The sequence below is a fragment of the Flavobacterium sp. HSC-32F16 genome (genome assembly GCF_024171645.1).
Classification (GTDB): Bacteria; Bacteroidota; Bacteroidia; order Flavobacteriales; family Flavobacteriaceae; genus Flavobacterium.
The window spans coordinates 70,502-85,681 of sequence record NZ_JALKAC010000005.1 but is presented as its reverse complement, the minus strand read 5'-3'; the positions used below and the strand labels follow the sequence as shown (position 1 = coordinate 85,681).

Annotated in this window: 10 protein-coding genes; 3 read left to right on the top strand and 7 right to left on the bottom strand. The window is 33.6% G+C overall.

Annotation, left to right across the window (positions count from 1 at the left end; translation table 11 throughout):
• Window positions 1–95 precede the first annotated feature (95 nt).
• The 4 genes from L1276_RS15430 to L1276_RS15415 all read right to left on the bottom strand — a co-directional run bounded on the left by L1276_RS15430 (window position 96) and on the right by L1276_RS15415 (window position 5,838).
• Window positions 96–1,076 (bottom strand): acyl transferase, encoded by a 981-nt coding sequence (locus tag L1276_RS15430; protein ID WP_253789693.1) that lies wholly within the window; start codon window positions 1,074–1,076, stop codon window positions 96–98.
• Window positions 1,077–1,215: 139 nt separating this feature from the next.
• On the bottom strand, window positions 1,216–1,554 hold the full coding sequence (locus L1276_RS15425) for a T9SS type A sorting domain-containing protein (protein ID WP_253789274.1): 339 nt from the start codon (window positions 1,552–1,554) through the stop codon (window positions 1,216–1,218).
• Between the two features lie 160 nt (window positions 1,555–1,714).
• Complete coding sequence (locus tag L1276_RS15420) at window positions 1,715–2,851, bottom strand: hypothetical protein (protein ID WP_253789272.1); 1,137 nt, start codon at window positions 2,849–2,851, stop codon at window positions 1,715–1,717.
• Between the two features lie 206 nt (window positions 2,852–3,057).
• Window positions 3,058–5,838, bottom strand: coding sequence for a TonB-dependent receptor (locus L1276_RS15415; RefSeq protein ID WP_253789270.1), 2,781 nt, complete (start codon window positions 5,836–5,838; stop codon window positions 3,058–3,060).
• Window positions 5,839–6,071: 233 nt separating this feature from the next.
• On the opposite strand from L1276_RS15415, the gene L1276_RS15410 reads away from it, so the two are divergent.
• The 3 genes from L1276_RS15410 (at window position 6,072) to L1276_RS15400 (ending at window position 9,527) form a co-directional block, all read left to right on the top strand.
• Window positions 6,072–6,755 carry a response regulator transcription factor gene (locus L1276_RS15410; RefSeq protein WP_008465097.1) on the top strand — a complete coding sequence of 228 codons (684 nt, stop codon included), beginning with the start codon at window positions 6,072–6,074 and terminating at the stop codon, window positions 6,753–6,755.
• A 227-nt stretch (window positions 6,756–6,982) separates the two neighbouring features.
• A complete protein-coding gene (locus tag L1276_RS15405; RefSeq protein ID WP_253789268.1) occupies window positions 6,983–8,068 on the top strand; it encodes a cell wall metabolism sensor histidine kinase WalK in 1,086 nt (361 codons plus the stop codon).
• Window positions 8,069–8,231: 163 nt separating this feature from the next.
• The gene (locus tag L1276_RS15400) at window positions 8,232–9,527 is read left to right on the top strand and encodes a porin (RefSeq protein WP_253789266.1); all 1,296 of its coding nucleotides are present in this window, start codon (window positions 8,232–8,234) and stop codon (window positions 9,525–9,527) included.
• Between the two features lie 121 nt (window positions 9,528–9,648).
• Here L1276_RS15400 and L1276_RS15395 read toward each other — a convergent pair whose 3' ends face one another.
• The 3 genes from L1276_RS15395 to L1276_RS15385 form a co-directional block, all read right to left on the bottom strand.
• A complete protein-coding gene (locus tag L1276_RS15395) occupies window positions 9,649–10,731 on the bottom strand; it encodes a glycosyltransferase (protein ID WP_253789264.1) in 1,083 nt (360 codons plus the stop codon).
• A 365-nt stretch (window positions 10,732–11,096) separates the two neighbouring features.
• Window positions 11,097–11,630 (bottom strand): hypothetical protein, encoded by a 534-nt coding sequence (locus L1276_RS15390; RefSeq protein WP_253789263.1) that lies wholly within the window; start codon window positions 11,628–11,630, stop codon window positions 11,097–11,099.
• 63 nt (window positions 11,631–11,693) lie between these two features.
• Window positions 11,694–15,125: a hypothetical protein gene (locus L1276_RS15385; RefSeq protein WP_253789261.1), complete on the bottom strand. Its 3,432-nt coding sequence runs from the start codon at window positions 15,123–15,125 to the stop codon at window positions 11,694–11,696.
• Window positions 15,126–15,180 lie beyond the last annotated feature (55 nt).

Sequence of the window (15,180 nt, the reverse complement as noted above, 5' to 3'; positions counted from 1 at the left end):
AAATGTAGTATTTTTTCTATATTAACTGTAGGTTATTAAATTGAGTATATTCTTACGAATAAAAAAATAAAGAGAATATAATAAGGAAGGGATGTTTATAAAACCATCAGGTTACAGCCTCGGATATCAGAATTGTCAAAACGTCCTAATACCTCAAAAGAGTTGTTGGGATTTTTTTTACCTAAATCTTGTGTAGCAATGAAGGAACAGGAATTGATATTGGCTAAATCAATAACATTGATACCGCCGGTTTTTCCATCCTGAATGTAAGTTAAAGCGTCTTCTGGATCTCGCACCAAAATATGCATCCATGAGGGGCACTCAAAAACACCCTCGCCTAAAGAGTAGGCCTGCGCTAAGAGTTCAGTCATTCCATATTCTGAATGGATAGAGGAAACGCCAAAACCTTCGCAAAGAATTTCATGTAGTTCTTCCCGAATCATTTCTTTACGTTTTCCTTTCATTCCTCCGGTTTCCATTATTATGGTATTTTGAAGATTGAATTGATGTTTTTCAATTAAATCTAATAAAGCATAAGTAACACCAATTAAAATTACATTTTGTCCAGATTCGTCTAATTCAGTCAGCTTTTTAATTAAGTCGTCGTGATTGTGTAAATAAAACCCGCTGTCAGGCTGATTAGATAGTTTTATTAAGTCTTCGACCATGTAAATAAGCGAAGAGCCGTCGCGTTCTAAATAGGACGGCAAAAGTGCTAAAACAACGTAATCTTCGATATTGCCGTAAAACTGAGAAAAACCTTTGCGGTAACTTTCCTCATATAAGGAAACATCGGTCACTAAATGTCTGCTGGTGATCATTCCGGTTGTACCGCTGCTGGTAAAAGTTACTTCGGCAGTATTTTCATTCGAAACAACATTATGACTTTTGAAAAACTGAATGGGTAAAAAAGGGATTTGCTGTAGTGATTTTACTTGTTGAACATCTGTTTTTAAGAAATCGCAGAAGTCACGATATACTACATTATTCGCATATTGAAAACGAAACACTTTTAATGCTGTTTTTTCAAATTGTTTATGGCTTGAAATCGTAAATATATCGCTGGCTGTAATCAAAACTTTTTTGTGCAAAGATATTTAATTTTTAGTTTTCAGTCTCGGTTTTCAGCTGCCAGTTTTACTGCATTGCAGAAACTGCAAACAATGGCTGCGACTTTAAACTAAAAAAGCTCCTAAAAGGAGCTTTTTAAAAAATTCATCGAATAATGAGTTTTCGTGTTGCTGTTGCATTTTGCTCGCTTATTCTTATGATGTAAACGCCGGGAACTAAGTCTGAAACGTTTAATTCTTTTGTAGTTAAATGCGCTTGTAATACTTTCTTGCCTAAGATGTCGAAAACAATGACTTCTTTATCAAAATCATTTTTTGAAGTAATATATACTTTTCCGTTTACCACTGGGTTAGGGTACAAGCTGAGACCCTCAATGCCTGTAGCGTCTTGAGTCTTTGGTAATTGCTTACTGTCTTGTGCCGAGACACTTACAGTAAAGAAAAAAGCCAATAAGAATGTAATATAAAAGTAGTTTTTTGCCATCGCGTATATTTGGATATTGTAAATATACAAAAAAAATTACAAGAATTACACCAAAAAAAAACATCCTAAATATTTAGGATGTTTTTAACATTTTGTATTTTAAGTTATTAGAAACCAACGGACCAAATAGTAGTCTTATAGGGAAACTAAATACTTTTTATTATTTAGTCCAGCTAGCCCAAGATGGTAATTCAGCACCAGCACCAGCTCCAGTTGCTGCACCAACAGTTCCAGATAATTTAGGGCCAGTTGTGTTTGTCATTGCAGCGCCAAAGCTGTAGTTTTCGATTGTAAAGAAACCATCAGCAATGTTTTTAGCAGCAGCAGCATCAGTAGATGATATTTTGATAAGTGCAGATGGCATATCATTATCAACATAGAAATTTGTGTAAGCTTGTTTTCCACCACCATCTTTAAAGTTGATAGTTTTTTCGTCAGCTAAGAAAGCAGCACCACCTTTGATGATAGAAAAGTTAACTAATTTTCCAGTAGTTACAGGAGTAGCTTCACCTGGGCTTTTTTCGTTGTTTGATCCTTCAATAGCAGCTTTTGATACACCTTTGATGTAAACATTAGTTGCAGAACCTTGCCATCCATCAGCAAAATCGAATGAATCATCATAAGAGTTAACGATTACTAAGTTAGTAGCGTTTACAGTTCCTCCAAAAAATTCAATTCCGTCATCACCACTTTCGTAAGTGTAGATATCAGATACTATAGTTCCAGAACCTACTCCAAAGAAAGATACACCATTGTATTCTTTAGTTGTAGAGAATTTAGAACCAGTGTAAGAAATTTTTAAGAAGTTAATATTTCCAGAAGAGTCAGTGTTATTTGTACCACCGTAGCTTAAAGAACCAACTTCAGATGTACCGTTATCTCCAGTGTTTACTTTAGCATTACCAGCGATAATTAATCCACCCCAGCTTCCTTCAGTTGGAACTGCTTTTGCAGATGTCATGATAACAGGTTTTGCAGCAGTACCATTTACGTTTATTTTAGCATTTCTTTCTACAGCAATAAATAAAGATGTTGGATCTGCTGTTGCAGAAGCTTTGATAGTTGTTCCAGCAGGAATAACTAAAGTTGCTCCTCCTTTAACAACTAAACCTCCAGTTAAAGTGTAAGTTTGAGTAGGGTCTAAAGTTACAGTACCGTCATTGATGTTACCTTTTAAATCGTCAACTTTTAAAACGAAAGTACTTTTGTTCTCATCGCTTTTGTTGTTGTCGTCAGAACTACAGCTTGTTAAAGCAAGTCCTAATATTGCAGCCATTGCAAAAAATGATTTTTTCATTGTTGTTGTGTTTTATTGTTTTAATTTATTTAAGCAAAGTAAATGAACATATGTTTTTGCTGAGTTAAGGCCGTATTAATAATATATTAAGTATGTTCTGTTGTAAACAGCTTTGCTTAATATAAAATTTACATTCGGTTTGTATGAAAACAAAAAAGGCGATTAGCACTGCTAATCACCTTTTCGTAAATTCTATATTTATTTTCTTAAAATGTGTAGTTTAAAGTAAGTCTAAGATCAGAACCTGCTTTGTATGATGTTACTGTAATATCACCAACAGCTTCTTTTCCTGGTACTTCTCCTTGCTCTTGTACGCGTTTAAAAGTTGGGTTTAGAATGTTGTTGTAAATAAGACCTAACTTTAGGTTTTTAGTTAAACTTGAGTTTAAAATGAAATCTAATTTATTTACAGCTTTATCAACTTGGTTTCCTATCTGTGAAGTTCCAATTACGGCTAATTTATCTGAAAAATAAGAGTAAGATACTGTTGCTGTTATATCATTGTTCTCTGTAAATTGCTTCATCAAAGAAAGATTGGCATTAGCCAGGAAATTTGAAGCACCTGTTAATTTGCTTTCTTTAAAAGTAAAAAGAGCACCAAAGCCATTTTCATTATTTACTTTTTCGCCATCCAAATCCTGATTGGTGTAAAGATAAGATCCGTTTACGTCAAACGAAAGTTTCGTTTTTAGGCTGTTAGCATTTTCAATTTCAAAAATGTCTTTTCTAATTTCTAATTCAACTCCCGCTACAGTTGCTTTTTCACCTGTATTAGCATAAGTAATATCATTTGAAGAAGAATTTTCGAACATTTCATTAATTGGATTTTGAATAATTTTACCAAATGCTGTTACCGAAACCAACTCTCCTGCTTTTGGAAAATATTCCCATCCTAAATCAGCATTATAGTTTGTTGATGGATATAAGTCTGGATTTCCTCTGTAAGCTTGTGCTACATCTTCATAGATAATAGGCACTTTTTCTTTAAACTGAGGAAGTGTATAAGTTTTACTGGCAGAGAATTTTAAATTTTGTTTGTCTGTCAGCGTATATTTTGAAATTAAACTTGGTAAAATGTTAAACTTAGAATAATCAGAGTCATCGCCGTCAGGAAGTGTAGTTGTAATATATGATACATTTTGAGTTAACTGCTCAAATCTTGCTCCTAAAATTACACTTAGTCTTTCAGTAAGTGAGTATTGAATAGTAGCAAATGCACCATTCATATTTAAATCTCCATTATAAGATTGAAATATTCTGTTAGATGAAGATGAACCAAAGTTGGCTTCGTTTAAATAGTTGTCAACATGATGAACGTCTTCGAATGGAAAAGATATTTTCGTTCTGTCTGGGAAAAACGAATATTGCTGCATGGTGTAGTCTAGTTTTTTCATTTTTCCAGAATAACCAAAAGTTACTTTTCCTTTATAACCGTCATCTTCGCTTTTTTTGTTGAAATTATAAGATAGAGCAATATTTGCAGAAAGCTCATTTTCTTTTAAATCCTGAAAGAATCTATGATTATTAATGTTAGAGTTGATAAAAAAAGTGTAATCAGTTCCATTAGGAGCATGAACAAATGTATTTTGCATACGATCTGGAATTGCACTGTTTGAAGTACTGTATCCGGCTGCCCAATTTAAATTCCATTGATCGTTAAATTTATTTTTACCTGTTAATTGATTTACAATTAATTGAGTTCTTTCAAAAGTTCCACGTTTAATAAATCCGCTTGTTTGTTGAAGTTCAGTATCACCGCCTCCATCAAAATCTTGATTTGTTCCTTGGTATTCACTATAATCCTGATCACTTGAATTCAGGAATAATGAAGTTAACATTACAGAATGATTGTTGTTGATTTTATAATCAGCTGTAGCCATAACAGTTGTTGTGGTGTTATGTTTATAAGCTGTTCTGTATAAATTACTGTTTATGTTTCCATTTGAGTTAATTGATCCTCTGTTGTAACCTTCTGTGAATCTGTTTCTTGCGCTGAAAGATCCTGTGACAAAAGTACCAATTGAACTTTCGTCGTTTATGTTAAATCTTTTTCCGGCAGATAATGTATAGAAAGCGTTTAAAACATTTTTGTTTTCTTGTCTGTCCCAGCTTGTAGCATAATTATATGGTTTTAAAGGAGAATCTGGAACGCCTGCTTTTTTAAATCCAGTATATGATGGACCATCTTGTAAGTAAAAGTGATCTTGACTAAGCACATTTGTATTTGCTCCTGTACCAATTGAAAAGCTGATAAAAGGTTTGCCGCTGAATTTTTTTGCGCTGATGTCAATATTTGCACCTCCAAAATCGGCATAATTCTGTGCTTCAAATGTTTTGCTAATCCCAATGTTGTCTACGATATTTGTTGTGAAAATATCTAAAAGTATATTTTTATTTGCAGGATTATTTGATGGTAAAGGAAGGCCATTTAAAGTAGTTACATTGTAACGGTCGCCCAGACCTCTTACAAAAACATTTCCAGAATCATCTTGTTTAGATACCCCGCTCACTTTTGCCACGGCATTAGCAACGTCGTTAACTCCTTTTCTGGAAATTTCTTCGGCACCAATCGCAGCTTTAAATGAAACTGCATTTTTTTGATCTAGTAACAATGCTGATTCTTTTTGTTTATTTCCAGCCGTAGATTTCACCACTACATCTTTTAAAGTAAAACTTCCGGAAGAAAGTACTTGATTTATAACTACAGTTTCGCCTGCTTTTACAGTAACTGGAGCTTCTTTAGTTTCATATCCTACAAAACTAAAAATAACAGTATAGTTTCCAGGATTTACATTCAACGAATATTTTCCGTCAATGTCAGTGTTTGCGCTAATATTTGTACCTTTAATTAAAACATTAGCAAAAGGTAACGATGCATTGTTCGCTTCTTTGTCAGTCAGAACTCCAGAAATCGTACCTTTGTTTTGCGCGATCGAAATCGTACAGATAAATAATGCAATAAATAGAAATCTTAAATTGAATTTCATTTGTGTGTTGTGTTTAATTTATTTTTGTGCAAAGAAAGAACCGCGCTGTAAAGTCCATGTTACGGACTTGTTATGTTTTTGTGTTGTTAAGATTATGAAATTGTTACCAGATTAAATTACGGTTAACACCAATTTTTAACCGTTCATTTGTTAGTATATTTACCCTGTGAAATAAAAAACATCGGATAAATGAATAAGAATATTTGATGTAAAAATCTCAATTTTTGCTATTTATGAAAAAAACACAAACTAAGATTTTATTAGTTGACGACGAACCGGATATTTTGGAAATCGTTGGCTATAACCTCGCTCAGGAAGGCTACCAGATTGTTACAGCTTCTAACGGAAAAGATGCTATAGCAAAGGCTCAGAAAGAATTGCCGGAATTAATTATCATGGACGTAATGATGGCAGAAATGGACGGGATGGAAGCTTGTGAGCACATCAGAAAAATTCCTGAGTTAAATAATGTTATCATAACATTTCTTACCGCAAGAAGCGAAGATTATTCGCAAGTAGCTGGTTTTGACGCAGGTGCTGACGACTATATTACAAAGCCAATCAAACCAAAATTATTAGTGTCTAAAGTAAAGGCTTTGTTAAGAAGGTTAAAAGAACAAGAAGTCGTTACAGATACTCTAAATGTTGGCGGAATTGAGATTAACCGAGAAGAATACAAAATCATAAAAGGCAATGTCGAAATTGCTTTACCAAGAAAAGAATTCGAATTATTTTATTTATTAGCTTCAAAACCAGGAAAAGTTTTCAAAAGAGATGAAATCCTTGATAAAGTTTGGGGTAATGAAGTAGTAGTAGGTGGAAGAACAATCGATGTTCACATCAGAAAACTACGTGAAAAAATAGGAGAAGATCTTTTTAAAACCATAAAAGGTGTTGGTTATAAATTTGAAGTTTAAACATTCTATATAAATTTGAACCGTATAAGTTATATAAGTTCATTTAAATTATAGTGTACATACTTTTGTATTAAAATTTATCTTTGTCAAAGTTCTGGACTTTGGCAAAGATTTACTTTTTTACATTGTTTTGTAATCCAAAGAAATAAGTTTATTTTTAAATGAACTTATATCACTTATATGGTAAAAAAAATACCTCTTAATGGTTTTATATTTTAAATATTTCAATGAAAATTAATTTTAAAAAAACATACAAATTTGCTATAAAATCGGCATTGTACATCAGTCTTTTCTCGACGGGATTTGTACTGATTCTAATGTCGTTATTTTATAAAAGTCAGTTAAAACATCAAATTGCATTTGGAATTATTTTCCTAATATCCATTTATATATTCTCCTTTTTGGTTTTACAATATCGAGTAGAACGTTTTATATATCGAAGAGTAAAGAAAATTTACGATGAGGTTTCGTTATTAGAATCCACAACACTAATTAATCAGCCCATTACAACCGATATGGAAACGCTTTCGCGAGAAGTGAAAAAGTTTGCCACCGATAAAAAACTTGAAATCGAAATGCTCGAAATTCGTGAACAATACCGCAGGGAATTTCTGGGTAACGTTTCACACGAATTAAAAACACCTTTATTTACCGTTCAGGGTTATGTTTCGACTTTACTTGACGGCGCAATGGACGATAAACACATTCGAAAAAAATATTTAAAACGTGCCGAAAAAGGTGTAGAGCGTCTTATATATATAGTCGAAGATTTAGATATGATTACCAAACTGGAATCTGGTGATTTAGATTTGAATATGACTGATTTTGATATCGTTGAACTAATTCAGAATGTTTTTGATTTATTGGAAATGAAAGCCGATAAAAAGAAAATCAAACTGGCTTTTGAAAGCAAAAATGTACAGTCGGTTATTATTCGCGGTGATCAGGACAGAATCCAGCAGGTTTTAGAAAACCTAATTGTAAACTCAATTAAATACGGAAAAGAAGGCGGTTTAACCGAAGTTGGTGTAGTAAACTTAACCAAGAAAAAAGTCTTAATTCGTATAAGTGATAATGGAGAAGGTGTTGAAAAACAAAACATTCCGAGACTTTTTGAACGTTTTTACCGAGTTGACAAAAGCGGAACACGATCTGAAGGAGGTTCTGGTTTAGGTTTAGCCATTGTAAAGCATATTATTGAAGCTCATAAAGAGAAAGTTTATGTAGAAAGTGAGTTCGGAATTGGTTCAGAATTCTCTTTTACACTCGAAAAAGCATTCAAAAGCCAAAAAGCTGAGGTTAAAAAATTGTAAGCGAGTTTTTGTCAAACACCTTAAAACAAAGGATTTTAACAATAAATCAACATACGATTTCAGGTCGTAACATTAAATTTTTATTATAGTAACATCTGGTTAATGATTTCTTAACATAGGTGAGTCATCTTTGCATCCTGAAATTAAGGGAATTAGAGAACTAATGATAAAAAGAAAAATAATAGCCGTTTTATTATTGATAACCTTTGCTGCAAATGCACAGGAAATAAACAAACAGGAAGTAAAAAATGAAGTACTTCGTATTTTAGATTCCATCAATAAAGCAAAACTTCCGGAAACTAAATCTGGAGGAGGAGTTGAAGAACACTGGTACGACAGAATATCTTTAAGAGGTTATGCCCAAATTAGATACAACGGACTTCTTTCTACAAATGATAAAGTTTCCTGCGATCAATGTGATAAATCCTGGGGAACAACATCAACAGCTCCAGATGCACAAGCAAACAACGGACTTTTTATCCGCCGTGCGCGTTTAGTATTTTCAGGACAGGTTCACCCCAATGTGTTTTTCTATTTTCAGCCTGATTTTGCCAGTTCACCAAGTACTGGTATTCAGAATTTTGTGCAAATTCGTGACTTGTATTTTGACCTTTCTTTTGATAAGAAAAAAGAATATCGTGTTCGTGTTGGGCAAAGTAAAATCCCTTATGGTTTCGAAAATATGCAGTCAAGTTCACAACGTTTGACTCTTGACCGTGCCGATGGTATAAACAGTTCAATAGCCAATGAGCGTGATTTAGGAATCTTCTTTTATTGGGCTCCAGCCGAAATTAGAGAGCGTTTCAATATGCTGGTTAGAGACGGATACAAAGGTTCTGGAGATTTTGGAGTATTTGCTTTTGGAGTTTATAATGGACAGATCGCTAATAAAATGGACGGAAACAGAGATTTAAATGTTGTTGCCAGAGTAACGTATCCATTTGTAATTGGAAGTCAGATTATCGAACCCGGAATTCAGGCTTATACAGGAAAATGGGCTTTTACAGGAGAAATTTCTAACGGAGTAATCGTAAATGATCCGCAATATGTAAAAGACCAAAGAGTAGGTGCGACATTTGTTTTGTATCCAAGACCTTTTGGAATCCAGACAGAATACAATATAGGAACAGGTCCTCGTTATAATACCTTAACGAATACAGTAGATGAAACGGATTTAAATGGAGGTTACGTTTTGCTAAACTATAAATGGGATATCAAAAAACAGCATATTTATCCTTTCGCCAAATTTCAATATTACGACGGAGGAAAGAAATATGAAAAAGATGCCAGAAGTTACGTTGTAAGAGACTATGAATTTGGTATCGAGTGGCAGCCAATTAAAGCATTTGAATTAACGGCATCATATGTACTTGCCGACAGAACTTTTGAAGACAGTGCGCTTCCAATAAACAGACAAAAAGGAAATGTGCTGCGATTACAAGCTCAGTTTAATTTCTAAAAAAGAGATAAAATCAGTATAAATCCACGCTTTTACAAATGCAAATCCGTTTAATTTGTGTTCTGATTGTAATACACAGATTAAACGGATACAGTATTGTGAAGACACAGATAAAGATTTTTTATTGTTGAGAATTATCTTCAAAAACATTAAATAACGAGTCCCAGTCTATATCATTTTTAAATTGAGACAAACCTTTAAACGACTTTACCTTTGATAAATCTTCAATCGTAAAGTCGTCTTGCATTGCATACGGTACAAGATTTTCTTCCTGAAGTTTTATCGCCAGATATTCCTGTTCATATTGTCCCGGCGTAGGAATAAAAAAAGCTTTTTTGCCCAGTTTCGCCAAATCCATAACAGTTGTATAACCAGAACGGCAAAGCACAAATTCACTTTCGTTAAAAGTTTGTTCCAGTTGTTTCGAGTTCATGAAATTGTAATACGTTACATTTCCAGCCTGCCATTTTTCTTGCGTTTTCTCTACAATTCCTTGTACAAAAACAACTTTTCCATTAAATCTTGCGGTTTCTTTTTGCAGTTTCTCGTCTAAGTAAGTACGCTGCGGTTCAGGACCAGATAAAATAATCATAAGGTCGTATACCATTGGCGTTTCCTTTTTCTTCATTCTGCTTAAAGGACCAATATATTTTAAATTAAGGTGATCAGTTTTAAGATGACCTAAATCGCCGGTAAGATTCACTTTTTCATTAGAATCAGGAACCCAGCATTGTGTATATTTTTTTATAAAATATTGATGACATTTACTTGTAAACCAAGTCGTGTTTCCCGTCATAACATTCAATTGATGCGTCATGAAAACAGAAGGTATTTTTTTGCTGAAAACACCTAATCGGTTATCCGAAATTATACCATCAATACCGTGCTTTTTGATCCAGCTGTTTACCATTTTTTTCTCGTCTAAAATGGCCGTAATCATTTTAGGAAGATTCTTGATCAGCTTCCATTTAAAGTTCTTGCCATTTTTAGCATATTCAATATGATAAGAAGGCAGTTCCAGAGTCTGTACGTATGGAAACTCTTTGCGCAGCAAAGCCAGAGCGATACCGTCAGAAGCAATAATCGGAATATAATTATTTTCTTGAAGCGCTTTAATTATCGGAATACATCTTGTGGCATGCCCTAGTCCCCAGTTTAACGGAGCAACTAATATAGTTTTGTTAGCAGAATAGTCAATGCTCATATTTTTTAACGCTTTTTAAAAAACGAAGATAAAGAAATATGCTTTTTGTGTTATTTCGCACATATTACTAAATTATTAACTCTATAGACGTTATAAGGCTTTTGATTTCGTTAAAAAGAAAAATAAAAAGCAGTAATTTGAATAATAAAGTTACTTATATGTTAAGTACAATTTGATTTTAAAATTGACCAAAACTAAATTTTAATTAATATAGATTTAAAAATATAGTTTTAAAGCTCAAGAGGAGCGATATATTTATGAATAATTAAGATGTTGAGATTTCACTACACTAACGCTCTAAGCATTTTCTCAGTACATAAAAAAAGCCGAACTTACGTTCGGCTTTAAGTATCTCAGTATCTCTCTTATTCCTGAATATACGTTTTGTTACCATTTTTGTTAATATAGTATTTACCGCCTTTTGGTCCAGTATATACTTTTTTACCATTGTATTCGCCCGTAACCTTATCTGGAGTTTTTGGAGCTTTTTCATTGGTTTCTTTTAAAGTCTTTGTGGCAGATTTTTTTGCAGTTGCTGCTTCTTTCTTAGCGTCAGCTTTTGCTCCTTCGGCTTTATCGGCTGCTTTTTTTGCCTTTGCTGCGTCACTTTTTGCACCTGCCGCTTCCTTTTTTGCTTTAGCTGCTTCTTTGTCTGCTGTTTTTTTAGTTGCTGCCGCAGATTCTTTTTTCGCCGTCGATGATGCTTCAGTAGCTTTCGCTGCTTCTTTTTTAGCTTTTGCCGCTTCTTTTTTGGCATCGGCTTTTGCCTTGTCGGCATCAGATTTTGCTTTTTTTGAAGATGCTTCAGTTTTGCTCTTAGCGGCTTTTGTGGTGGTTTCCTGTGCGTAGAAATTAGTAGATAAAACTACTAAAAAACAAAGTAATACTAATTTTTTCATGGTGGCTATAGTTTATAAATTCACATAAAATTAAGCAATTAATTCTTATGTTTTTGTTAAACATTAAAAATAGGCACGAAGCTGAACATTGCCGGTATGAATCGTATTTCCGGTCTCACTTTTACGACCTTGGTAGTTTAAATTAACGTCTAAAAACTGAGTAATATTCTTCTGCAAAAGCAGTTTCCAAACCAAATTTTGCCCTTGCTGTAATCCTTCCAGCATCTGAAAACCAACAGAAGAAAACTCATTTCCATTAAATTTGTTTTCATAAAAAGAGAATTCCCCGTTTATAGTAACTTTCTTTTCGCCGGCAAAAGAAAAAGAAGTACCAAGTCGGTTTTGAACTAAAGTTTCAAAATTTCCTATTTGATTTTCCTTATTCTGAAACTCATAAAAGAAATCCAGACTCGTATTTTTAGAAAATAAATAACTGATTTTTGGTGCCAGCTGATATCCCTTTAAATCATAATTTTTTTCTACAAAATCCTCCGAAATTAAATCAGTTTTTATCGTTTTGGTAAAGAAATTAAATAACCAGCTTTTTTGATACAAATGTGTGTACTGCAATTGGTGTGAACTATTTTTGACACTTTGAGAACCAACAGATAGTAAATTTTTACCATTATTAATAAGGTAAGAATAGGTAACCGAATGTTTTTGTTTACCGCGATTATAAAACAAACTATTCCTGAAACTTGAATTTAAACCCAAAACATTTTCATCTGAAGAATAAAAAGGATTCAACTCCAAGCGATCGCCGTTGCTTCGTACTTTTCTATCCATAATAAACGAAGTCTGATTATAGAAATACGAAATCAATTTTTTCAATCCTTTCTCGTTCTGCCATTGTAACGGATTTAAAATAACCGATTGCGAAAATTTATTCTGATTCGTTTTAATGTAAATCTGATTCGGTAAAAAGATGCGAATGTATTTTGCCTGATCCGGAAAAGCAGCAATTTCAAACTCTTCCAGTTCCTGAATTCCGTTTCCGTTATAATCATTCCAGGTATAAACGCCTTGTCCGGTTGGAACTTCGACATAAGTAAATTCCTGTTGCGCTATGGTTCCTGAACTCGTTTCATAAGCCGTTCCTGTCTGCATGAACTGATTAAAAAATCGGTCGTTGTATAAAATTCTTGAATTTAAGGAAGGTTCATTTTTTTTGCCTGAATCTGTAAAATCCAGATTTCGGTAACTGGCATAAACAGCCAAATCAGTCGTTTTATTCTGAATTAATTTTGATTTTAAAAAGTAGGTCTGCGAATTGTTTACGTGCTGTAAAAGTCCATTTTGTAAACTATCGTTTCGACGCTGCAAATAACCCAATTCAACAAAAACTTTCGTACTGTCACCGCGTCCAACAAAAACACCATATTCAGAAAACCTTTGGCTTAAAGCCGAAAACTGATTCGTTGCTTTATCTTTTTCCTGATTGTTCTCGATCTGTAAACTCCCGCCAATCCAGTTTTTACCAAAATGATATTTTGTTCGGGTTTGATTTCTAATGAATTTTGAAGTTGAAGCCGTGGCATCAGAATTTAAAAAACTTCCCTGATTTTCTATCGTCCATTTTTTTAGTTTGAATAAAGCTGTTGTAGTATGCCGCGCTCCAGAATAACTTTCGGTAAAATCCAATTTCTCAAATTGATAGGTAAACAAGCCTATATTCGACGTTTCTTTTTTGGCAAACAAATCAAAATTAACGCCCGTAACCAATAAACTCTGATTTCCTAAAAGTGTAGAATTTAGATTCCAGTCGCGGTTAAACTCAATATTATACAAACGTTCAACCGATTTAAAATCTTTCTGTACAAATTGATAATTCGCAAAACCGTCTAAAGTCCAGTCTCGGGTAAAAAGACGTTTTTTAATATTGGTCTTAAAAGCAATTCCTTCATTATCAGAATCATCAATGTTCGAGAATAAGTTTTTATCATTATTGCTCATTGCAATTTCAAAATCGACCAGCGTTTTTTCGTCGGGATTGTATTTTCCTAAAAAAGTGGCAACCTGAATTTTCATTGGCGCAACTAATTGTGCAATTGGCTCGTAATTTCCCTGCGGAATACCGCCAATTGGCGAAACATATTCGTAAATTCTTTCAACCGAATTCGTTTTCTGGATGATATAATTTCCGAGATTGTTTCCAACAAGACTAAACTTTACATTGTACAAAACGTCTGCAGAATTGTTTGAATATTCATAAACTTCAACCGAGTTGATAAGCGTCTTTTTGTATAAAATTTTATTCTCAGAATACGTGTCTTCAAATGCCGATGGCGCTTTCATTAAATTAATATCATCGCCCGCCTTAGCCAAAATCTGAACTTGTTCTGTAGAAAGATTTTGCTGCAAAGGCTGGTTTTTCATGTCATTTTCAGAATAGATATAACCGCCAAAACTCCAGTTTTTACTTTCAGTCGCTGCGCCTGCGTAAGTTACTAAACGATTGTAATTTCTTTCGGAATATTGATATTCAACGTTAATTCTCATTTCAGAAGTAATCGTAAAAAGCGAAGTAAAAACAATTTCTCCTGCATTATAATCAATAACATAATCGTTGTTTTCACCGCGTTTCAGCAAAACACCATTTACATAAACGCGCTCAGAACCTGAAATTACCAAAACATACAATTCGCCGTTTTGCCCTTTTAGTTTATAAGGTCCCTGATTTCCTTCCTGCCCCGTAAAAGTGCTTAGGGCATATTGTCCTTTTACAAATGACACCGAAGCAAAAACATTGGTTTTACTTTTCTCGGTATCAAAATCAAAACTGGCAGCCAATCCCTGAACCTTTTTGTTAAAACTTAAAAATTGTGTTTTCCGGTTTTCAAGAAAAACATCACCGGCGCGAATGTTCCAGTCATCTGTAAAAAGTTCCATGAAAATATTATCAAACTGATCGAGTTTTTGAGAATAGCCACCATCCTGAAGCGGAATATTATTATCCTGCAGTGAGGCCCGCAGAGTGACTTTATCTGAAATTTTTCCTGTAATCTGCAAATCTAAATTAGAATTCAAAACCGTACTTTGATTATTTCCAATCGTAACGCCGCGCGTAATACTTCCGGAAGTACTTAAACCGTCAAAAGGAGTAATTTTTTTAGTATTGCTATTGTCTATTTTATATAATTTGTCTGAAGTAACATCACTGCTTACAACCTGACTGTCCTTATAAAGTCCGTATTCTTTGGTCAGGAAATCGGGATAATTGAGATAATTGACAATTAAAGTATCAGAAACTGAAGTAAATTTTTCGTTGAAAATAAGTATTCCTTTTTGAAAATCAATTTTGTAAAAAGCAGAATCAATCGGCTGGTTTTTAGTGTTTAAAATTTCAAAAAAACTCGAGTTGATACTCACTTTTTCAAGATGAATAGTATCTTTTGCTGCGATTATTTTTTTGGTTTTGTACAGCGTTTCTGTTTCCTGCGCTATAAGCCCGGAATACCAAAACAGCATCACACAAAACAGTAATTTTTTCAACATAAACACTTTAACTCTAAAAATTCAAAAGTAGTATTTATAATTGGGAAATGCTGTG